General features: G+C 59.6%; 23 protein-coding genes. 9 read left to right on the top strand and 14 right to left on the bottom strand.

What is annotated here, in order from left to right:
* The first annotated feature begins 465 nt into the window (after positions 1-465).
* The 3 genes from AC3WLT_RS35015 (at position 466) to AC3WLT_RS35005 (ending at position 3860) form a co-directional block, all read left to right on the top strand.
* The gene (locus AC3WLT_RS35015) at positions 466-1260 is read left to right on the top strand and encodes a DUF899 domain-containing protein (protein WP_492596173.1); all 795 of its coding nucleotides are present in this window, start codon (positions 466-468) and stop codon (positions 1258-1260) included.
* Positions 1261-1662: 402 nt separating this feature from the next.
* On the top strand, positions 1663-2529 hold the full coding sequence (locus tag AC3WLT_RS35010; protein WP_492596172.1) for a M48 family metallopeptidase: 867 nt from the start codon (positions 1663-1665) through the stop codon (positions 2527-2529).
* 287 nt (positions 2530-2816) lie between these two features.
* Positions 2817-3860: a Vgb family protein gene (locus AC3WLT_RS35005; protein ID WP_492596171.1), complete on the top strand. Its 1044-nt coding sequence runs from the start codon at positions 2817-2819 to the stop codon at positions 3858-3860.
* 71 nt (positions 3861-3931) lie between these two features.
* Here the strand turns inward: AC3WLT_RS35005 and AC3WLT_RS35000 are convergent, their stop codons facing one another.
* Both AC3WLT_RS35000 and AC3WLT_RS34995 read right to left on the bottom strand, forming a co-directional pair.
* Complete coding sequence (locus AC3WLT_RS35000) at positions 3932-4351, bottom strand: DUF1810 domain-containing protein (protein ID WP_492596175.1); 420 nt, start codon at positions 4349-4351, stop codon at positions 3932-3934.
* Positions 4352-4707: 356 nt separating this feature from the next.
* Positions 4708-5601 carry a LysR substrate-binding domain-containing protein gene (locus AC3WLT_RS34995; RefSeq protein ID WP_492596170.1) on the bottom strand — a complete coding sequence of 298 codons (894 nt, stop codon included), beginning with the start codon at positions 5599-5601 and terminating at the stop codon, positions 4708-4710.
* Between the two features lie 166 nt (positions 5602-5767).
* On the opposite strand from AC3WLT_RS34995, the gene AC3WLT_RS34990 reads away from it, so the two are divergent.
* Genes AC3WLT_RS34990 through AC3WLT_RS34980 form a run of 3 tightly spaced genes read left to right on the top strand, consistent with a single transcriptional unit; the run spans position 5768 to position 7514 of the window.
* Positions 5768-6307, top strand: a complete 540-nt coding sequence (locus tag AC3WLT_RS34990; protein WP_492596169.1) for a sugar ABC transporter — start codon at positions 5768-5770, stop codon at positions 6305-6307.
* A gap of 13 nt (positions 6308-6320) precedes the next feature.
* Positions 6321-6647, top strand: a complete 327-nt coding sequence (locus tag AC3WLT_RS34985) for a hypothetical protein (protein WP_492596168.1) — start codon at positions 6321-6323, stop codon at positions 6645-6647.
* Positions 6648-6668: 21 nt separating this feature from the next.
* Positions 6669-7514 (top strand): MBL fold metallo-hydrolase, encoded by an 846-nt coding sequence (locus tag AC3WLT_RS34980; protein WP_492596167.1) that lies wholly within the window; start codon positions 6669-6671, stop codon positions 7512-7514.
* Between the two features lie 388 nt (positions 7515-7902).
* On the opposite strand, the gene AC3WLT_RS34975 is transcribed toward AC3WLT_RS34980, so the two are convergent.
* A complete protein-coding gene (locus tag AC3WLT_RS34975; protein WP_492596166.1) occupies positions 7903-8388 on the bottom strand; it encodes a DinB family protein in 486 nt (161 codons plus the stop codon).
* A gap of 134 nt (positions 8389-8522) precedes the next feature.
* Here AC3WLT_RS34975 and AC3WLT_RS34970 point away from each other — a divergent pair, with 134 nt between their 5' ends.
* On the top strand, positions 8523-9146 hold the full coding sequence (locus AC3WLT_RS34970) for a TetR/AcrR family transcriptional regulator (protein ID WP_492596165.1): 624 nt from the start codon (positions 8523-8525) through the stop codon (positions 9144-9146).
* Positions 9147-9483: 337 nt separating this feature from the next.
* Here AC3WLT_RS34970 and AC3WLT_RS34965 read toward each other — a convergent pair whose 3' ends face one another.
* From AC3WLT_RS34965 to AC3WLT_RS34935, 7 genes are all read right to left on the bottom strand, one after another.
* Positions 9484-10098: an ATP phosphoribosyltransferase regulatory subunit gene (locus AC3WLT_RS34965; RefSeq protein WP_492596164.1), complete on the bottom strand. Its 615-nt coding sequence runs from the start codon at positions 10096-10098 to the stop codon at positions 9484-9486.
* Positions 10099-10466: 368 nt separating this feature from the next.
* Entirely contained in the window at positions 10467-10883 is a 417-nt protein-coding gene (locus AC3WLT_RS34960) for a VOC family protein (RefSeq protein WP_492596163.1), read from the bottom strand.
* A gap of 156 nt (positions 10884-11039) precedes the next feature.
* Complete coding sequence (locus tag AC3WLT_RS34955) at positions 11040-11912, bottom strand: DMT family transporter (RefSeq protein WP_492596162.1); 873 nt, start codon at positions 11910-11912, stop codon at positions 11040-11042.
* Positions 11913-12106: 194 nt separating this feature from the next.
* Complete coding sequence (locus AC3WLT_RS34950) at positions 12107-13546, bottom strand: AlkA N-terminal domain-containing protein (protein ID WP_492596161.1); 1440 nt, start codon at positions 13544-13546, stop codon at positions 12107-12109.
* Between the two features lie 420 nt (positions 13547-13966).
* On the bottom strand, positions 13967-14437 hold the full coding sequence (locus tag AC3WLT_RS34945; RefSeq protein WP_492596160.1) for a cupin domain-containing protein: 471 nt from the start codon (positions 14435-14437) through the stop codon (positions 13967-13969).
* 267 nt (positions 14438-14704) lie between these two features.
* Complete coding sequence (locus AC3WLT_RS34940; RefSeq protein WP_492596159.1) at positions 14705-15508, bottom strand: NAD(P)/FAD-dependent oxidoreductase; 804 nt, start codon at positions 15506-15508, stop codon at positions 14705-14707.
* Entirely contained in the window at positions 15457-16848 is a 1392-nt protein-coding gene (locus AC3WLT_RS34935; protein WP_492596158.1) for an MFS transporter, read from the bottom strand. Before AC3WLT_RS34935 ends, AC3WLT_RS34940 begins: the two co-directional genes overlap by 52 nt.
* Before the next feature lie 118 nt (positions 16849-16966).
* Between AC3WLT_RS34935 and AC3WLT_RS34930 the strand changes: the two genes are divergently transcribed.
* Positions 16967-17722 carry an ArsR/SmtB family transcription factor gene (locus tag AC3WLT_RS34930; RefSeq protein WP_492596157.1) on the top strand — a complete coding sequence of 252 codons (756 nt, stop codon included), beginning with the start codon at positions 16967-16969 and terminating at the stop codon, positions 17720-17722.
* A 27-nt stretch (positions 17723-17749) separates the two neighbouring features.
* Here the strand turns inward: AC3WLT_RS34930 and AC3WLT_RS34925 are convergent, their stop codons facing one another.
* From AC3WLT_RS34925 to AC3WLT_RS34915, 3 genes are all read right to left on the bottom strand, one after another.
* Positions 17750-18421 carry a glutathione S-transferase family protein gene (locus AC3WLT_RS34925; RefSeq protein ID WP_492596156.1) on the bottom strand — a complete coding sequence of 224 codons (672 nt, stop codon included), beginning with the start codon at positions 18419-18421 and terminating at the stop codon, positions 17750-17752.
* A gap of 70 nt (positions 18422-18491) precedes the next feature.
* The gene (locus AC3WLT_RS34920; protein ID WP_492596155.1) at positions 18492-19931 is read right to left on the bottom strand and encodes an FAD/NAD(P)-binding protein; all 1440 of its coding nucleotides are present in this window, start codon (positions 19929-19931) and stop codon (positions 18492-18494) included.
* Between the two features lie 77 nt (positions 19932-20008).
* A complete protein-coding gene (locus AC3WLT_RS34915; RefSeq protein WP_492596154.1) occupies positions 20009-20449 on the bottom strand; it encodes a nuclear transport factor 2 family protein in 441 nt (146 codons plus the stop codon).
* 118 nt (positions 20450-20567) lie between these two features.
* Here AC3WLT_RS34915 and AC3WLT_RS34910 point away from each other — a divergent pair, with 118 nt between their 5' ends.
* Positions 20568-20897: a DUF6228 family protein gene (locus tag AC3WLT_RS34910; protein WP_492596174.1), complete on the top strand. Its 330-nt coding sequence runs from the start codon at positions 20568-20570 to the stop codon at positions 20895-20897.
* Here AC3WLT_RS34910 and AC3WLT_RS34905 read toward each other — a convergent pair.
* Positions 20813-21071, bottom strand: a 259-nt coding sequence (locus AC3WLT_RS34905) for a hypothetical protein (RefSeq protein ID WP_492596153.1), incomplete at its 5' end; no start/stop codon positions are given. The two genes, AC3WLT_RS34910 and AC3WLT_RS34905, sit on opposite strands and share 85 nt — an antisense overlap.

Here is a 21071-nt window from a genome sequence, read left to right as displayed (position 1 = left end):
GTTTGTTTTGGAGCAACAGGTCTGCCCAAGTCAATTTCAGATGACATGACGGCCGTTTCCGGCCCGCCCGGTTGGCGGCAGCAGCCGACGCGTGTCGACCCCAAGCGGAAGTTCGCTCGCCCTCAGCCGACTTCACGTCCATGACCCAATCCCGACCTCGCGCTCATTTGAGCGCGTTCCGGAAAGCGGCTGTGCTGGACCATCGCGATATCTCAAAGCGCGAGTGCAGGAGCATCGTCGCGCAATGCCACGCGGTTCAAGGTGCCGAGGGGATCACCCGCTTCGAGCCCACGCTGCGCCTGTAATCAGCGACTCCATCGGAATACCGCCACACTTGTTACTCCCAACGTTCGATTTCCGGTGCCAAACTATCTCTCAGCCAACAACGAGCGATAGGCAGCGTATGGAATCGCGCTTCAGTCACGAGGCGCAAGAATTCGCCCAAATCAGGAGATTGCAAAAGCCATGAGTACATCAGCCGAGAACGGACGGAAAGGCGGACAGCCTGCCATGCACACACCACCGGTTGTCTCGCCGCAGGCGTGGGAGGCGGCCCGCGAGCAGCTGCTCGTGAAGGAAAAGGCCCAGACCCGCGCCCGTGACGCCCTCGCCGCCGAGCGCCGGCGAATGCCGTGGATGGCCGTGGAGACGGCGTATGCGTTCGAGGGGCCTGCGGGCAAGGCCAGCCTGCTCGACGTGTTCGACGGTCGGCGTCAACTGATTGTCTACCGCGCCTTCTTCGAGCCGGGAGTGTTTGGCTGGCCCGATCACGCCTGCCGGGGCTGCTCCATGGTGGCCGACCAGGTCGCCCACGTCGCGCACCTGAACGCCCGTGACACCACCCTCGTCTTCGTCTCGCGTGCGCCTCAGGCGGACATTGCGCGGCTGAAGGCGCGGATGGGCTGGGAGATGCCGTGGTTCACCCTCACGGACAGCTTCGACGCCGATTTCGGCGTGGACGAGTGGCACGGGACGAACGTGTTCTACCGCGACGGCGACCGGGTGTTCCGCACCTACTTCATCAACAACCGCGGCGACGAGCAGATGGGGGGCACCTGGAACTACCTCGACATCACGCCGCTGGGCCGGCAGGAGGTATGGGAGGACTCGCCCGAGGGCTATCCTCAGACACCGACCTACAAGTGGTGGAACTGGCACGACAGCTACGTCGCAGACGCAGCGCCCGACAAGAAGTGGGTCGAGGTGTCGGACGCCGGAGAGGCGGCGTTCCGGAGCCAACACGCTAGCACGAAGCCATGAAGGCCTGTTCCGGTAGATCCGACGGGCGGCGACGGTCGGTCTGAGGGTTCCGCGATCGGCCGTAGCGCGAAGGTCTGCCATGAAGAGCGGTCGCGAATGTCCGGAACTGACTGTTTGTCGCGGGTTTTCAAATCCAGTTAGACACTTTGTCATCATCTTGCTTGAAAAAGCCGGCGCAACGTGCCACCCGCACCGCCCCGTCTCCGTTATCGCGCCGATAGAGGCGTAAGCGCTCTCCGATTACTGACCGCGCCATCAAATGAATATGCCAGACGCACTGTTCCACGAGCCGCCTTCAAAAAACCTTGCGCACAATCCAAAAAACACTTTATATGCTTACTGCGGCCCGATATGCCGCTCTGGAAGAAAACCAATTAACAACTCAGGGCTGGGGAAAATCTGATGGCGAATACATTCGATTTACTTAGAAACAAGCGGGAGAAGCGCTATCAATGGATCATGATCGTGATTGGCGTCCTTCTGTGGATCGCCATTGCGCAGGCAATCTACAACCATTGGAATGACCCCAAGGCGGGCCACATCATCCGCCTCTACGCGGGATATGGCGTCGCGTTCGCGATCTTCTACTGGCTGGCAGCCGCGGCCTATCGCGCGTCCGCATTCGGCAACATGGTGCTGCTGGGCAGCGAGCAGTTCCCGGAGTTCCACGCGATGGTCGTCGAAGCGTCGCGGGAGATCGGCCTGTCCGCGCCGCCGAAGACCTTCATCTACAACTCGAACGGCATTTTTAACGCCTTCGCGCGGCGCCTGCTCGGCGGCCGCTATGTCTTCCTGACCGGCGCACTCGTCGAAGCGAATAGCGATGCCCAAGTGCGTTTCGTGATCGGTCATGAGCTGGGCCATCATGCGGCCGGGCACCTGAATCCGTGGATCAACGCGCTCAAGTTGCCGGCGCACGTCGTCCCATTTCTCGGCAAAGCTTACTCGCGCTCGCGGGAATACACATGCGACAGCATTGGCGCCTATCTATCAAAGGACGCCCACGCGTCGCGCGGCGCATTGCAGATGCTGGGTTGCGGCTGCCGACGCCTGAATGCATCGATGGATTCCAACGCATTCATGGCTCAGGAAAAGATGGTGCCGCCCATCTTCGGCTTCCTAACCGAAATCTGCCGGACCCACCCGCGGCTGACGCGGCGGGTCGCTGCAATCAATAGCAGCGTAGCAAACCACGCACACGGTGGCTTCGAAAGCGCCTCGCGGGAGCCGCAATTCAACGTCGGCAGCCACACGCTGGACTCGAAATGAAGAAACTGACAGCTCTTTCGCCATGGGCGGCCAGTGGGTCCTGAACGTGTTCTCACTCGAGAAAGGGAAACCCATCCACATGGGCTTGGACAACCGGGTTCGGCCGCCATTTGAGCCATGGCCATCGACATGATCCTTCCTTCGATGTTGACCTTCGCCACCGTGAACTTAAATTGCCGCCGGAGCCGGTGTGGCGAATGAGTCGGCGCAGCGACGGCTACAGATAAGTGCAACAATAAAAGGCCGTCAGCGCCCTTTAAAACTTATTCTGTGACATGGAGGCGAACATGTCGGCGATCGCGAGGAAACGGGTTGCGGCAACGGTGAACAAGATTCTCGAAGCAGGGCTGGCGCCGTGGTTTGCGTCGGCCCTGGCGAGCGCTGCGCTCACCATCGGCTTGGCGCAGGCGCAGCCGCCGTCGTTCGAGACCTTCGCCGTGCCGACCGGCAGTGCGCCGCATGACGTCGCACCGGCTCCGGACGGCGCCGTGTGGTACACCGCACAGGCGCAGGGCGCGGTCGGACGGCTGGACCCGCGTAGCGGCAGGATCGACAAGATTCCGCTCGGCGCCGGATCGGCGCCGCACGGCGTGATCGTGGGTCCCGATCGCGCGGCGTGGGTGACTGACGGCGGGCAGAACGCGATTGTGCGCATCGATCCGAAGACGCTCGCCGTCACGCGTTTTCCGCTGCCGAAGGACCGGCCAGACGCCAATCTGAACACCGCCGTGTTCGACAAACAAGGGCATCTGTGGTTTACCGGGCAAAGCGGCATCTATGGCGAACTGGATCCGCAGCGCGCCCGCATGCGAGTCTTCGATGCGCCGCGCGGGCCCGGGCCCTACGGCATCTGCGTGACCCCGGGCGGTAGCCTGTATTTCGCGTCACTGGCGGGGAATTATCTCGGTCGCATCGATCCCGGGAGTGGTGCGGCGCAGGTCATCGAGCCGCCAACGTCGAATCAGGGCGCCCGCCGCGTATGGTCCGATTCGAAGGGGCGTGTCTGGGTCAGCGAGTGGAACGCAGGAAAAGTCGGCGTATTCGATCCCGTGACGCATCAATGGCGCGAATGGCGACTGCCCGGCGACGATCCGCACGCGTACGCAATATTTGTAGACGACCAGGATATCGTCTGGCTCAGTGAATGGAGCGCCAACGCGCTAGTGCGCTTTGACCCGCGTGCCGAGCGGTTCGAAGTGTTTTCGCTGCCGCGCCCGCACGCGAACGTACGTGAGATGATGGGCCGCCCGGGCGAAGTCTGGCTGTCCGAATCCGGCACCGATCATCTGCTGCTCTACCGGTCCCGTGCAGCCGATGCGAGCGGGAATTGACGACACACTGTGCCGACACTGAAACTCCGAAGTCCGCTCCGCCCTGCGCGCAGGCCCAGCGCAAAAACGGCCTAGAGCAGCTGCAGAGTTTGCGGATCGGCTTCACCGCCGAAATACTTGCGCAGAGCTTCCACAAATACGTCGTTATCGCTCGTGGCGCGCGCGAACAGGCTGATCGACGATCGAAACTTCAGGTAATCCGGATATCCGAAAATTTCCTCTATGGAACGCTCTTTGACGAGGTTGACCAGTCGCGTCGATTCGCGGAGCCGTGGGCCGAGTAGCGGGTGGCGCAGATAGGCTTCGGCCTCGGCCAACGACGAGATCGCGAACCGCCGCGCCATTGCGCTTGCCCCGAGGCCCTGGATTTGCGGAAACACGAACCACATCCAGTGGTTTCGCTTGCGTCCATCCCTCAATTCATCGCATACCTGTGCGTACACCGGGTCTTGGGCGTCGACAAAGCGCTGAAGGTCATATAGATCGTCCATTTCGTATTCCGGTGATGCCGGCGTGGAAATCCACCCTCGAACCCCGACTCTCGCACCTGTTTCCCACCTCGTCCGCCGCCCGTCGCGGCAATGACCTGCTGCCCAATGCGGCATCGAGAGTTGCGTTTTTAACGATAGCGCATCGGCGGCCTTCGCGCTCCCGCAACATCGGCAGTGCGGTGCGATCGGCTGAGTTCGACCCGTTGCGGTCTGTCGACCCAATGCGACATTTCGGGCGGCTTTCAAGGTACAACGGCCGTTCATCGATTCGCGACGGTCAATTCGAAGCGAGGCGGCCGCCTGGCGAGGGAAACTGCGGAGGGATGGCTGTTTTGTGATGAGCGTCAGGCGCTGCTTTAAGCCGCTAAGCCCCGGGCTTCGTGAAGAATCCATTTCGCAAATGCCTGTAGTGGCCCTTCACTCAACTCGATCGGCTCAGGAAGAACGAGGCAGAAGTTTTTGGTAATCGCTTTGCCGTCCGGCCAAGGCGCGACCAAACGGCCTTGTTCAAGCTCTGCCCCGACGTAAAGACGCGGCACCAATGCAACACCCAAGCCGGCTAGCGCCGCCTCTATCAGCATGGAATGGAGATCGTAACGTGCGCCAACCGCCGAATTGGTCAGCGCGATGCCGACCTCTTGTGCATAAAGCTGCCACGCGTCCGGATTTTGTCTCCTGTGAAGGCGTGGCAGCTCATCTAGCGATATGTTCGCATCGGCGTCTGCGAGGAGCGCCGGACTACAGATGGGCACAAGCACCTCCTCCAGCAGGCGATGTAGACGCATACCCGCCCATGCTGGATGCTCAAAATGGATTGCTGCGTCGAAACCGCTACCAGCAAGAATGAAAGGTTCCATACGTTCTGCGATATGCACGGTAATGTTCGGATGCTTATTTTGAAAGTGTTTCAGCCGAGGGATAAGCCAACGGGTGGCAAAGGTCGGAATTGCGGCGATATCAATGCTCGCGCCCTCGATGGGCTGACCCATCAGATATAGGCTGTCCCGTTCCAGCCGATCCAGGCTCTCGCGAACCTGCACCGCGTATCGCGTGCCGTTGGGCGCAAGCCGAACCCGATTTCCAATGCGCTCGAACAGCGCGACACCCAAAAACGCCTCCAATCGACCAATCTGACGACTGATGGCGCCCTCGGTCAGCGCTAATTCCTCGGCCGCGCGGGCGAAGCTGCCGTGTCGAGCCGCGGCCTCAAAAGCCAGAAGCGCGGAATTGCTTGGAATCTTACGTCGCATTTGAGTCTCGCCGGTTGGTATGCATTCGACGCCAGCTTGAGTAAACGTCACTGAAGGCTGACTTTATATCGATATATACGCGGGAAATGTCAGATTAGCATTACGTTACTGCAATGAACATGAATCGTTTGCTGCAATATGCTCACCCGTCACGAAGGATAATCTGATGATCTACACCGTGGAATGCAGCTTCGCCGATCCCAACAGCGAAGCCGAATGGAACGACTTCTACAGCCTTGAAAAACTGCCCGCCCTCATCTCGGTCACTGGCTTCCACACGTCGCAGCGCTTCAAGTCGTTAAGCGATGGTTGCCCGGTTTACCTCGCCGTCCACACGATTGACAGTCTCGATGTCCTGACGGGAGAGGAATATCGCCAGAAAGGCGGTGGCAATTTTGCAAGGTGGCAGCAACACATCACCGACTGGCACCGAAATCTCTACAGCGATATCGGCCTTGCGCCGGCGGTCAATGCAGACGAACTCCTCGTGCTTTGCGCAGGCGGCCCCGAACCTCTGATCCAGATGGGCCTCACACCGTTGGCGATGCAAGCAGTTGCACTGGAGAAGTTTCCGGACCGCCGTTGGCTCGCAAGACTGCCTCGGCGAAACGCTCAGCTTGTCGAGAGCATGTCGGAAGGCGTCCACCTTTACTTGCCGATGACGGAACAACTGACGAGTTCCCGCACCGTTTCGATCGAACAGTAAAAATAGGTCCGCGATGCCCAATGTCACTTTCTATATTCCTACGGGGCAAATGCCGTCTGATGAGACGCTTGCCGAGCTTTCCAGCGACTGCATCAAACTCTGTACGAGTGTCCTTGGAGCTGCACTCAAAAACGTTCATGTCATCTATGTCGACGTTCGGCATGGGCACGGACATCCCGTCTTCGCGGAAGTCCAATATCGCCTTGAGACATTTCGCACGCCCCCGGTAATGAACCAGTTCATGGAAGCCCTGGACGACGCCATCGCGCGCCGCACTGGTCTCACGGCGCGCATCCGTTGTTTTGGGTATGCCGCATCGAACATTCACGCCCGAAATTAGAAAGTCTTCCGGAGAAGAATTGTGTCCACCTTTACCTTTCCAAGTCAGCGAGTCGGGGATTTCACGATCACCGCAATCAGCGACGGCTACCTCACCGCTAGCCTGGACTTCCTCTCGAACATCGACCCGTCCGAGGCCTCCAGAATGCAAAGTGATGCAGGGCAAAAGGAGCCTTCCGCCGTGCATATCAACTGCTATGTAGTACGCGGAGCGGGCCGCACGATTCTCATCGACGGTGGGGCTGGAGGCATCAAGCAATGGGGTGGCCGCCTGAGAACCAATTTATCGCTTGCTGGCGTCGAACCGTCCGAGATCGACACGATCCTGCTCACACACGCCCATCCCGACCATGTCGGAGGGCTAGTGGACACAGCCGGACAAATTACCTTTCCGAATGCGGAGCTTATTGCTCATCAGCGAGAGGTCGGATTTTGGCAGGACGACGGAAATCTAAGTCGCGCCAGCGAGCGTGCCCGCGGTAACTTCCTGATAGCGCGTCAAGTGTTCGACGGCTACCGCGACAGGCTTCGCACTTTCAATGAGGGAGAAGTGCTTCCCGGTATCCGAGCGATGTCGCTACCGGGACACACAGATGGACACTCCGGATATCTTCTCGAATCCCATGATCAGGGCCTGCTTGTTTGGGGAGATATTGTTCATTTTCCTCACATCCAGATTAAACGGCCAGACGTATCGATTGCGTTCGATCAAGACCCTTCCCTGGCAGCCACCACACGATCACGGCTCCTGGACCTGGTCAGTTCGGAGGGACTTTTGATCGCCGGTATGCATTTGGGGGAACTCGGCTTCGCGCGAATAAAACGAACGAGCGGGAGCTACGGTCTGCTTTATGAGACCGAAACATGAGGCCGCGAACAGAAGCAACCACATCTGATACCACTTCGGCACTCTGCACTGGAGCAACTACGAACACTGCGATGCCGTGACAACGGCCTTGGCCGCTTCGTGCTTTTTAAGGGACATTCTCACTGCACTAACGGAGCAGCCGCTTCGGCGGATGAAGGAGTGTTTGTCTTTGCCAATCGGATGGCCGGTTACGGGGGCGCAGTCGACGCGTGAACGTCCGACCGACAACGCATGTGAACGACCGCACCTGGCCGAACCCTGCCCGATGCCCTGCGCGCCTGAACTACCAAGCCGCCCATCGCGCGCCGACCCATAGGCGACAATGCCCCCGCCACGTAGCCGTCATTCAGGACCGCCGAAGTGGACATTAAGTGGTTCCCAGCCTGCATCACGTCACGTCTTCGAGAAAGTCCGTGATCGCATCACGACTCGGGGTAATGCCTTTCAGCTGAAGAACGGCGCCAGCATTGCCCCGATGATAAGTTCCATGCAGGCATACATGCAGAATGATCTCGCCTCGCTGCATACGCGTCGGCTTTCCGCTGGTGAAGACGAAATCGACAGGCTGCTCGAAATCGCTCTCCGCCAAACTATCCACGTAACACGCGTACCAGTCGTCGACCTTTCGCGCACTGCTCGCAAGCGCCTCGAGTTCCGGCATTCTCTCCGATCGCGGCGCCTGAAACGTGTGCGACTGTCCCTGCAGGTGATGCTGAAAGATTCTGTCGACCACATGTATATGGTCGAGGATGCGGAGCATGATCGACGCATCCTCACTGGTCAGCCGGTGGAAATTCTGGCTGACAACATCGTAGAGGCCGCGATCGGCCCATCGTTTGATGGCAACAAGTTTTGAGTAAGGCTGATAGATCATGAGACGTCTCCTCCCACCGTCCAGGTTACGACACGCGTTCGATCCAGGTTGGTTCCCCGGTTGCTATTCGATTCGCCAGATGCATAATACGAGTAACAGCTCGTATTTACCTACTCGCATTTGGAGCGCGAGAAATGACGCGAAAACCGCTCACGAAACCAAGGAAACACGCCTCTCAAGGGAGATCGCGCGCGACAGTCGATGCCCTGATTGAAGCGACAGCTCGCATTTTGGTCAGGGACGGTTTCGATAAAGCCAGCACCAACCGTATCGCAGAAAAAGCGGGCGTGAGCGTTGGCTCGCTCTACCAATATTTCCCCGGCAAAGAGGCGCTCGTTACCGCCGTCATGAAGCGCCATAGTCAGGAAGTCATGCAGGTCGTGCGTGGCGCGCTGGCAGAGGCCGCGGCACTCCCGATGGAGCAAGCGGTGCGCACGCTTGTCACCGCAGCGATCGAGGCGCATCGCATCGATCCCAAGTTACATCGCGTGCTTGCCGAGCAGATGCCACGCACAGGAAGGCTTGAAAACACGGAAGTCTTGAACGGAGAAACCTATGCCCTGTTCAGGGCCTACCTTGAGGCCCACTGCGATGAGTTTCGCACAGTAGACCTGGGGCTTGCGGCGTTTGTGTGCGTGACCTCAATAGAGGCGCTGACGCATACAGCGGTCGTGCACCATTCCGATAGCCTCTCGGACGAAGCGTTCGGAGCGCTCGTCGACGAGGCCACACGGCTCATAGTCCGGTATCTGCAGTAGTCGCCGTGGTTGACGAGTGAGCAGCGAGCACTCGCGGAGTGCTTCGAGTCCCAATAGACGGGTGGTCGGCCGGAATAGCGCGATCAGGTTGGAGCATGGCACACAATGCGACAAACGCGTCTTTCGAGTCCCGATCGCTTCACCGTCAGATGTAGAGGTCACGAGTGAATGTCTCTTTTCCGGCCGAAAGCCCACGCCATCGACTGACAGCTTTCGACCCACAAGGGACATTCGATGCCGCGCAAAGCAGATGCTCGCGCCTCGCTCGACTTAAGTGTGGATGACATGGAGCTTGCGACCGTTCCCGGCCGGCAAGCTCCATGAGCGTCGGAGTTCTCTACACAAGCCCCTGAGCGGTCATCGCCAACAATAGTCGTTCAGCGCCGATGCCGAAGCCGGCACCCTCTTGATATGCGCCTCCGCCAACTACTTGTTGTTGTGCTCCGAGTTCGGCACAACGCATTTCGAAACCCTGGCCGTTCAGGTAGTAGCTAAGGCCTCTTCGGGCCGAACCGTCCATTTCATAGCGAAGGCCAAGTGAATCGAAAAAGCCAATCGCAATCTCTTGGCTACGCATGACTGCGGATACCGGGTCACGGCACAGAAACTCAAATCCCAACTGGGAGAATTCCCTGTAGCGACCGGCTTGCGGTCGTTCATAGCGGTAGCATCGCGCGATATAAAACAACATTCGCTCTTGTTGGCGGCCCAGCAACTCGCTGCATCGCTCCTGGAAAAGTGCAGTCGCCTCTGGAATCAGGCAGCAAGCCCGTCCCTTCTTGTCGGGAAAGGCCCACATCTGGCCGATGATTTCGCTGCCGCCGGCCTTTTGAATGAATGTATCTTGTGACCACAGGGCAGGGACAATCGCTTCCTCCGCCCCAATGTCAATGAAGATAGCTCCGGAATCGGGTTTCCAGAGCGCGAATTTGCGCGGCTTCCTTGCCAACAATAAAACGAGTTCCGCGAATCATGGTCATGAAAATGCTCCTCGAAGTCGAAAAAAAAGGCGCCGTCGGCGCCTTGGTCCTTTTTGCATGGAGGGGAACTGCGATCCAGAATCTCCTGCTATGGACGTAACGAACCACGGCGCATCGGATGACGACCGTGATGGTGGTGAGGCTGAATTTGCGCGTTACGAAGTTCCATGATGTAGATATTGACACACAAGCTGATCGCTGTGCAATCACTGCAACTCATATCGATTGTCGGAAATTCTGGGCCCCTCCGAGGGTCGCTTCATGGCCGTTTTTTTGCCTTTGCCCGGTGATTAGATTTCCCTTGGAGCATTAAGCCGGGATCCGGTTGCACTATGGTGCATTACGATGACCACGCCGCGTTTTGCATGACGACTCGATACCCATCGGGATCCGCGAACGTTCGGCCCGACACATCCCAATAAGGGTTGAACGACGTAACGCGAACGAATCCATTGTCGACAAACCGCTCACATGCCGACTCCCACTCTTCTCGATCCGGAGCGTAAAACACCAGCAAATCCTCATGCGTCGGTGACGCCGCTACCGGGTGTTCGCGGCATTGGGTGAACTCGAAGTGATAGTCCTTCCCGGAACGTCCGAGTATTACGCCGTCGAACCCCTGATGGTCTTGAAATTTTGCCAGCACAACGAGGCTGAGCGCTGCGCAATACATGCTTTCTGCCCGCGAAAGGTCGCTGACAGGTCTGGCGATTCTGAGATGTGCGTGCATCGGGTTTTTATAAGGATCGTTGGCCAAGAGTGTCAGAACATCTGATCCTCAAGGATACGTCGAACGAAAGTTGTCGCCAATTCTCGCCGCCTTGCCGAGTGACCGGTTGTGGCCGCCCCCTGCCTGTCGCCTATCGGCGGCACGCGACCCGGAACGGTCCTTCGCATTTTCCAGAACGGACGTTCATGCGCTGCGGGTCAGCATCCACCCGAGCTTTCCGCTCGCCAAAGCTGTTCCGAAGAGGACGATCGCGCATCCAGCGATCATTACCGATGTGATCGTCTCTCCCAGGAACGCAGCGCCCCAGATCATTCCAAAGATAGGGATGAGAAACGTGACAGACGCAGCGTAGGCGGCACCGACACGATCAACCAGCCTGAAAAACAAGACGTACGCAAAGCCCGTACATACCACGCCCAGTGCTGCAACGCATGCCCACGTCGACGGCGCGACCGGGTGCTTCGGCCAGAAGAACAGCGCGAGCGGGACCAGCACGATTGAAGCAGACACTTGACTGCCGAAGGCCACAACAAATGTATTCATGCCCGCCAGATGACGTTTGGAATAGTTCACCGCAAATCCGTAGAACAGGGTCGCGACGAGTGCCGCGCCAATCGCGAGTGGAAGGGCGCTGGCACCTCCGATGAGGGTGTCCCACGCCAGAACCACGACGCCCGCAAGCCCGAACGACAAGCCGACAACTTGCCCCAGTCGCATCGATCCCCGGAAGCCAGCGGCCGCGATTAGAGCGGCCCAAAGCGGGGTCGTCGCGTTCAAGATCGAGTCAACGCCCGCGTTCACGTAGAGGGTCGAATATGCGAGCAGACAAAACGGTACGGCAGAGTTGGTCACGCCCACGACAAACAACGGCCACACCTTGGATCTAAATTGGCTACGTGCGCTCGCTGATCGAAGCACTGGCGCTAAAACGAGTGCCGCAATTGTGACGCGTAGCGCGATTAGAGGGATCGGCCCGAGTTCTGGTGCCGCCACACGCATAAAAAGAAACGATGCACCCCAGATAGCAGCCAGCGCGAACAGTTCGATAACGTTCATGATTGAATATGTAGATCCAGCGGTTGGATGGCGATTCGCGCTTGCACCTGTCGTCTCGGCGAGGCCACGAATGGGGGGTACACGAATGAATAGAGCGAAAATGCTTTGGCGCGATGGAGATCAGGCCCGTTAAAACTCGTCCCGGGTACGCAAACTTGCCTTGCGCAACGCACCGCAAATCCGGTGGCCCTGTGTCATTTGCTGCGTGCTTCGTGCTGGCGCCAAACATGCAGCGTTGCATAAGCCCGCCATGGCTGCCATCGTTGGGCGTGTTGGTTGAGCGCCGGAGCACTCGAATAGCCGAGTTGCTTCTTCAGCACTGCATCGCCGTCGGGGAAGGCATTGGGCCATGCCAACGAGCGCATAGCGATGTACTGGACCGTCCATTCCCCAATTCCCCGGATACGCCTTAGCGAAGCGAGCGTCTCTTCCAGCGGTGCCAACGGTTCCAGAGCAATTCGACCGGCTGATACTTCGTTCGCGACGGCAAGGATCGCTTCCGCCCGGATGCGTGTGATGCCGGCTTCCTGAAGTACGGCGACCGGGAGGCCGGCGAGCACCGTTGCGGAGGGAAATGTCGTCGTCAATCCGAAGGGCCCCGCGAGCTTCGTCCCAAAACGTTCTGCGATACGCGACAAAATAGCTCGCGCATTCGGAACGGAGATTTGCTGCCCGACAATTGCGCGCACCGCGACCTCGAAACCATCGAAGGTGCCCGGAACACGCATACCCGGTAGATCAGCGGCCAGATCGCCGAGATGCATGTCGATCAGATCCGGGCGAGCGGCAAGGTCGAACATACGTCGAACGCGCCCGAGAACGTGTGCAACGACCGGTGTCAGGGATATCGGAACCGTAACGTCGATTGCGTACCGTTGTGGCGCATGCGTTACGCTGATCCAGCCAACGATGTTCTGACTACCTCGCTTTAGCTCGATGACTCGGGTATAGCTATCGTCGCGAATGTCTTCCACGCCATTGATCTGCCGATGCGCGAAAAACGCAAGTACACCGGACCAGGAAAAGGGCGGTCTGTATCCAAGCGCAAAGGTAATCGTTTCTTGCGGGTGGGAGTCGATCTCCTTTCGGAATCGAAGCGGATTCAGACCGTACTGTTTCAGAAACAGGTCATTGAACCTTCTGACGCTTCCAAATCCTGCCGTCAATGCGACTGTGGTGACGGGCAAGCGCGTGTCAGTCAACAGGCGCTTTGCCAACAGCAACCTTTGTGTCTGCGCGAATTCAATCATCGATACGCCGTATTCGGCATCGAATATCCTGCGAAGGTGTCGGTCGGTTACACCAACACGCGCAGCAAGCTCTGCGAGACTTGCAGTGTTCAAAAAACCTTCTTCTATGAGCGCCGCGGCTGCTTGCGCCAGTCGGGCGGACACATCCAATAGTCCGTTGCCGGGCGCCAGCTCTGGCCGACAGCGCAGGCAAGGACGAAACCCGGCTTTTTCGGCCGTCGCCACGTTTGGGAAGAAGCGACAATTCTGCCGCTTTGGCGTTCGGACGGGACAGACCGGCCGACAGTAAATGCCTGTCGAAGAGACGCCGACAAAAAACCAACCATCGAAACGGCGATCTCGCGAAAGCAATGTCTGGTAGCAGGTATCAGGGTCGAGTTTCATACCCCAACTTTAAAGGAAACCAAACGATGATTCTGGCCAGATTCGGACGTGAGTATTCGTGCGTCTGTGAGACGGTTTCCTACACGAGGATGCATCGCCGGTTCCTTGGTCAAGCGAAAGGTCGGAGGCCACGGGCACTTGTCGACGATCTTGCTCAAGCGGATGAAGGACCGAAAGTTGCCGAACGCTGTCGCATGGCGAAGTCCCGCATGCCGCCTACAACTCTCCTTCCACCTTAACGCTCACGAGCGGCCGAATTTCGGCCGGAGCGGTTGCTTGGCGGGCAGCTAACTCGGCGCATCCCCGAACGGCCGCCTGCGGAAGAGTTCAAGGATCGAGGTCGACCCGAAGCGGTCTCACGGTTAGTCCCAGAGCGGCGGCCAGTCAATCGGAAACGTTGTGGGTCTCGAAGGATACCCCCTAATCTTTGCTCTCTTTGGCAAGGTCCACGATAACCTTATTGGTGCCAGCCGCATACAGGCGCTTGCCTTTGCGCGGGTAGTCGCAAACGTCGTGTTCCAGCCTCTGGCCGGCGACGATAAGAACGAGAGGGATGTGACCAGTATTCGACAATGTATGTGCAGCGCCGCCGCGTGCAAAACCCATGAAGTCCCCTGGTCCAACTTCGTGTACCTGATCGTCAATAATCGCCTCGCCCTTGCCTGAGAGGATGTAAAGACATTCATCTTCGTAAAGGTGGCGATTATATTCGGTGGACTCGTGCCCCGGCTGGAGCGTTACGAGGTGAAAACCGAACTGGGTGAGCCCGGTCATTTCGCTCAGCGACCTTTTAAGACGAACCGCTCGTTCATTCAATGGATGGACGGAGCGCTGGGGCTCCATTGCGTCGATTTCGGTTGCCTTCAACAGTTCGCGTGCTTGATTCGACACTATTCGCCTCGTCTCTAACGGGTATTGCTTTTGGTGAAAGTCCGCTTGGATTGAAAATCATCTAGCGGGCCTCCTGCCGCCGCACTGAGACGGACGACGACCGGCTCAGATCGACCCGGAACGGCCCTTCAGATTTCCCCACAGCGGATATTCGGAACGATGGGCCATAGCGATCGCTCTCGCGGTCGCGACGTTTCGGGGAAACGCAATCCGTCGCACAAAAGTGATCAGCTTCGATAGTAACAATCTCAACGGCACCGCCGAACGTTAGTCGAGAAATCGGCTACCCTCAAACTGGTGCAGGTCAACATGCATTTTTCCTCCGTCGATCAATGCGGCGATTTCCTGTCCAAACACCGGTGCGAATTTGAATCCGTGTCCCGACAAACCCGCGGCGACAATCAGCCCATCGACGCGCGGATCAACGCCCACGATCGGATTCCCATCGGGGGTATCGTCGAAAAATGACACCCTGCTGCCAACCGGCGACGCACCCGAGAGCCGGGAAAATCGCTGCGCGGCCCGTTCGCAATATCGCCGGCTCACGTCGCCGTCCATCTGGCGGCGAAGCCCGTCCGGATCGACCGGTCCACTGTCGTCCGGAGCGAGGGAGCCGATCATATAGACGCCAGGGCTATCCGGCCGCAGATAGAAACCGCGCCCCCTTTCGCTATACCCGGGCAGCCGCGCTTCCTCCACCTGCGCCTCGATCCTGCAGATGGCCACGCTTTGTCTCGATGCGGAAATCGGCAGATTGGCGTCGCAAGTCGCAGCAAGAGACGCCGCCCAAGGGCCTGCGGCATTGACCAGAATGGCGGCGTCGATCCGGCCGCGATCGGTTTCCACGCCGATCACCCGCCCATTGAGCGTGTGAATCCGGCACGCGGCCCGGCGCTCGTCGATGACCGCGCCGAACCGCTGCGCGCCCTGCGCGAAAGACCGCGCTGTCGCACGTGCATCGCAGTAGCCGGCATCCTGCTCGTATACGGCGCCAGCGAGACCGTCGACCTCGATGTCGACTACGCAGTCCCGCGGGCGTAACGGGTGGCCAGTACCGAGGCGAGACTCCATAGAAGCGCTGCCAGCAGTGACAGGCCGATAGCCAGATAGACCGCGACGCGAACCCCGCTGTCGAGTGGCTGGATCGCGCTCATCAGCGCGCCGAAGATCGCAACCCCGAATGCGGAACCCGTTTGCCGGCTTGCATTGAGCACGCCTGCCGCGACACCGGCTCGCGCCTTATCCACCGCAGCCATCAACGCGGCGGTCGCCGCTGGGGTAATCACGCCGGCACCGAAGCCGACGGCCGGAAAACAGAGTGCAATCCGCCAATACGGCGCATTGTCGGCCAGTGCAAGCAACCCGGCGAAACCCAGCGCGTACAGCAGGAAGCCGCCGCACACGAGCCTGTGTGCACCATACGCTCTGTTCAACGCGCCGGAGGCGAAGCTGCCGATTGTCACCATCACCGTCAAGGGCAGAAATGCGAGGCCGGTCTGCAACGACGGCCAGCCGCGCGCGGACTGAAAATAGAGGCTCAGCAGAAAGAACAATCCGTAGAACACCAGGCCCGAGATCATCGACGCAAACGCCGATGCAGAAAATAATGGACTCCGAAAGAAGCTCAGGGGCAGCATGGGTTGTCGGCGCCTGGCTTCGACCAGCACGAACGCAATCCACGCCGCGATGGCGGTCACGGCGCCGGCGCGGATGGCGAGCGCGTGCCACCCCAGCTTCGCCCCTTCGATCAGGACCGCCACCGATGCACCAAGCGCAACGATGGCGAGCACTTGCCCGGCCAGGTCCAACGGCCGCTCAGACGCGGCCGGACGCGCGGATTCGATGCGCGTGGTGAGCCAGGCGCCGATTAGCGCAATCGGCACGTTCACCAGAAAAATGCTTCGCCAGCCCAACAGATGAATCAGCAAGCCGCCGACAAGTGGCCCTGCCGCCATCGCGACGCCGCCGCATCCAGCCCACACGCCGATCGCACTGGCTCGCTGCTGCGCAACCGGAAAAGCACTATTGATGAGTGTCAGCGAACACGGCACCAGTAACGCTGCGCCTAAGCCTTGCAAGATCCGGGCCGCGATAAGAATCTGCAAATCCGGAGCGAATCCGCATAATGCCGACGCGCTGGCGAAAATCAGCAATCCGATGAGATAGACGGATTTTGCGCCGATTCGGTCGCCCAATACGCCGCCGCTCAGCAACAGGCTCGCAAATGTCAGCGTATAGGCGTTGACGACCCATTGCAGGCCGGTGATGTCCGATCCCAGACTCGCAGCGACGGGTTCCAGTGCGACATTGACAATAGATGTATCCAATATGACGATGACGTAGCTGAGACTCGTCGCCGTTAATACCCGCTTTTGACATTCATTTTCATTATTCAAGAGTCCAAGCCCCATTTGTCAGTTCCCTGTTGACTATAAACCGGTGCAAACCGAGAATGCTTCGGAGCGTATCGAAGTGTGTAGTCCAAGATTTTTCGCTAGCCAAAACGCATCAATTCCGGAAGCTGAAATAATGAGCCAGCACAATATTTCAACCGTTGCGCATCTCATCGCCGAGCCGGTTCGCGCCGTGATTCTGATCACGCTAGCCAACGGCAACGCCTTGTCGGCGAGCGCACTTGCCGAAGCGGCGGGCGTGACTGCGCAGACCGCCAGTTCACACCTTGCCAAGTTGCTCGACGGCGGCCTGCTGACCGTCGAAAGCAAGGGGCGGCATCGTTATTTCCGGCTTGCCGGCGCGCACATTTCGCACGCGCTCGAAAGCCTCGCGTCGATCGGCCCGGTCACGCCGGCCTGGCGGAACACGCCGAACCGCTCGGCCCGCGAGCTGCGCTTCGCGCGCTGCTGCTACGACCACCTCGCGGGTCAGATCGGCGTCGCCGTCACTCAAAGCATGCTCAAGCGAGGCTTCGTCATCGAGGCCGGCGATCGCCAGTACGCACTCACCGCGTGCGGCAGCGCGTGGCTGCAGCAACTCGGCGTCGACGCGGACGCCCAGACCATGGACCATACGGGGCATGCGCGGCAATGCCTCGACTGGACCGAGCGGCAGTACCACATTGCCGGGCCGTTGGGCGCCCGGCTAATGGACGCTTTTCTTGCATGGGACTGGATGCGCAAGTCGCCCGTCACGCGCTCGGTCACCATCACGGCCAAGGGATGGGAGGCGCTGGAAAAACACTTCGGCATCGTGCGTGATATCGGTGAAGCACCCGCCCTGCTGCCCAAAACTGAACATCGAGCAGACGAGCAACCCGCGTTCGCATGACACTGCCGCCGCGTGGCCGATGCGCGGCTATGCAGCTCGCGCGCGCGCCGCGGCGGCGGCGCTTTGTATCTCGGCGATTCGGCGCTCTAGATCTTCGCCGGTGGACCGCCACTCGGGAACGCCATCGATCAGACGCTTGTGCCAGGCCATCAGATTAGGATAGGCGTCGAACGGCGCGCGCGTGCGCGGAATGTGGCTAAACGGCGCGGCCAAATCGATATCGGCCAGCGTCAATGTGTGTCCGACCACGAACGGGCGGTCGCGCAGATGAGCGTCAAGCACCGCTGCATAGCGATGGATAGACTTCAGCGCATCGCCGACCAGCGCGGCATCTTCCGCATGTCCCTGAATCGGTTTGATGAAGCGCTCTTCAATCAGCATGGAGGGGCCGCGACGGAAATGCTCGGCGGCCCAAAACATCCATTTGAGGGTTTCGAAACGGGCGGGGCCAGCGGGCCACAGGGTGGAGCCGGCCTTCTCGGCTAGATAAATCATGATGGCCGAGGCCTCGAACAGCACCACATCGCCGTCGACGAAAGTCGGAATCGTCCCGTTAGGATTCAGCGCGAGGTACGCCGGCGTGCGATTTTCTCCGGCGAACAGATTGACGAAGATGAACTCCACGTCGAGCTGCACGTGCCGTGCTGTGGTCAGAACGCGCCGCGTATTGCTCGATCCCCGGTCGCCATAAAGCCTCATGCTGATCCCCCTGAAAACGCGCTGTGCACCGGCTCGAGCCGGCAGTTGGTGAGTCTTGTGGCAGGATGCTTTAGCTTGAACGCCACGCACCCGTTATTTCGTTAGCCTGACGAACCGACTGGTAGACCGCATTGACCATCGGCGCCGCGAGGTAGGAGGCGATGCCCGCAGTCCAGATACGTTCGGGCTCGCTCGCTTCGGGCAGCCAGACGCGAAGGTCCTGCGATACGCGCGGCGCCGTGACAGGCAACAGAGGGTCTGCCGTCAACGCGAGCGAATCGTGCGTTGCATGGAAGCGCTGCCTCTGAAAACCCGTCGCGCAGATCACGGCGTCGAAGCTGTCGAGTGCGCCGCTGCTCCACTCGACGCGCCACCGCTCATCCCGACGCAAGAGCTCGGGCACGGCCGGCATCACCTGCAATCGGCCTTCGTCCATGTAACGCAGCAGCTTCTCCGCCGTTTCGAGCGGCAATGCAAACAGATACCGGCCGACCGCGGTGGCGCAGTTGCCGAGCGCCTGGGTCCGTGTCTCGGGCGTGCCGCCGCGCAACAGCTGCTCGGCAAGGTCCATGTAGCGCACCAGGACGTTCTGCCAGTCGGTCGCGCCATGCCGGGCCAAACCGGCTTCTCGTGCGAGCCGTTCCGCTGCATAGGTGGAACGGTCGATCTGGCTGCGCAACGGCCGTCCGGCGACCGCCTCGGCCGACCGTGCAACCTGCCGCAGCAGACGCCGGTAAAGCAGTGGGCTCGATAAATCGAGCCGCGCAAATGCTGCTTCGTCGATCGCGACGGGACATTGTCGCGGCGTCGCGGTGCGTACGGCGGGCAACCGGCCCGATGGGGACGCCATCACCACGGAATGCCCCGCGCCGCACGCGAGCAGTGCCGCGTCGACCGCCGACAGCCGGCTGCCCACGACCAGAACGCGGGACGGCGCCGCCAGGTACTCAATCACGCGCCGCTCCGGGTACAGACATTCGAACAGTGCCGGCGCGCCGGTATGCGATCGCAGCGCGTCCGGCAGGAACGGTGCACCGCTACCCGTGCAGATCACGACATCGCTCGCTTCGAGCGAAGTGCCGTCGTCGAGCAACACGCGATACCCGCCCGTGGGCTGCTTCTCGATCGTACGCGCCGTCGCCCGCAAATGACGATGCCCGACGCCGGCGTCACGCGCCAGCATCCGATAGTGTGCATAGCGGTCGGCAAGGTAGCGTGAAACGTGAAAACGCGGAACAAACGCGTCAGGCGAAACGGTCATTGCCTGCGCGCGAAGGTAGTGCAAAAAATCGTATGGATCGTCGTCGAGCAGGGACATCGTCTCGACGGATGTATTACACAGCAGCGCGGGCTCGGTCGTGGCAAAGGCGATCCCATTGCCGATACCGCGCGGATCGACGATATCGATGCGCGAAATGCTCCGGTTCCTGACTGCGCTGACAAAGGCCGCGATGCCCGCTACGCCCCCTCCTACGATCACCACCTCGCGCTTGCCAGTCGCATTGACCATAGCCTTCCTTTTGCCCGGAACGGATGATTACCTTAGTGCATCGGCGGGCAGCGCATTCACGCCCGCGCTGAACGCGCTTAGATTGCGCTCGCGTTGCTGCGTGCGAGCGCAGGCGTCAACAGCCGCACGCCGTACCACCCCCAATAGACGCGATGGCATTGAATCAGGCCGTGCCCAATCTCCATCATCTCCATGAGATCGACTTGCTCGCCCTTCGGCGCTTCGCGTGGGTATTCCCACGTCAATTGCTGACCATTTGCGAAAAACGTGCCGGTTCGATACCACTGCGCAAGATCGCTCGGGAACTTGCGAAGACTGTCTTCGAAGAATGTCTTGATCGCGATGCGCCCACGAATCAGGCCCGACTGACGCTCAGGATAGACGGCCAGCGCTAGCGGTGTCTCGAGCAGGGCGTCTTTCGCATAGAGCGCGGCAGTGCCGGCCAGATCCCTCTTGCGCACCGTGTCGTGCCAAGCCTCGTAAATGTGGGTGATCGAGGGATCGATAGTCTGGTTCATGGCACCTCCTCACTCGGATATATTAGGGTGCCACACAATGTTATTCGCTGCACGCCGAGGCCAACTATAAAGGCACGCAGGCGGCCGATGTTTCGATGCGTATCGAAGTGTTCCCGAACTGGGCGGGAACGAAATTCGGTTTCTGGCAAGAATTGCGGGAACGCCGTTCACAGGCGATGTTCTTGCGTCCACGTATCACAATGGTCCACCAACAGCTCTATTCGATGATATGGCGGCATGTTGGACCGGATGGCACGGCCAGAAAAGCTGGGAGGCGATTGGCGAAGAGTTGTCTTTGACGGCGACGACAACTTCATTGGGTAAAGTAACGTTGGTCGTAAAAATGAGCGCTGATGATGGCGATTACACCGCAGCAGCGGTGCTAAAACTCGAAGCGGGTAGCCTCGATCGCATCGCGGACGACATTCGCTCCTTGTTCTCGACTTGACGGCCTGAATGCCCGTGCCAATACGTTCCGGCGCGACGAGCGGTCGGCAGGCTTTCTGCTGGGTGCATGTTAGAGGCTGCGGGCAATCGTTGACGATCTAGCAGGCTGTTGAAAAGCGCCCCGTCATGACGACCGAAGCAGTGTTCACGAGGTTTGCGCATGCCATTTGCTGCT

The sequence above is a fragment of the Paraburkholderia sp. FW306-2-2C-D06C genome (assembly GCF_058781505.1).
The sequence above is the reverse complement of the archived record's forward strand: the minus strand, read 5'-3'. Positions and strand labels throughout refer to the sequence as shown.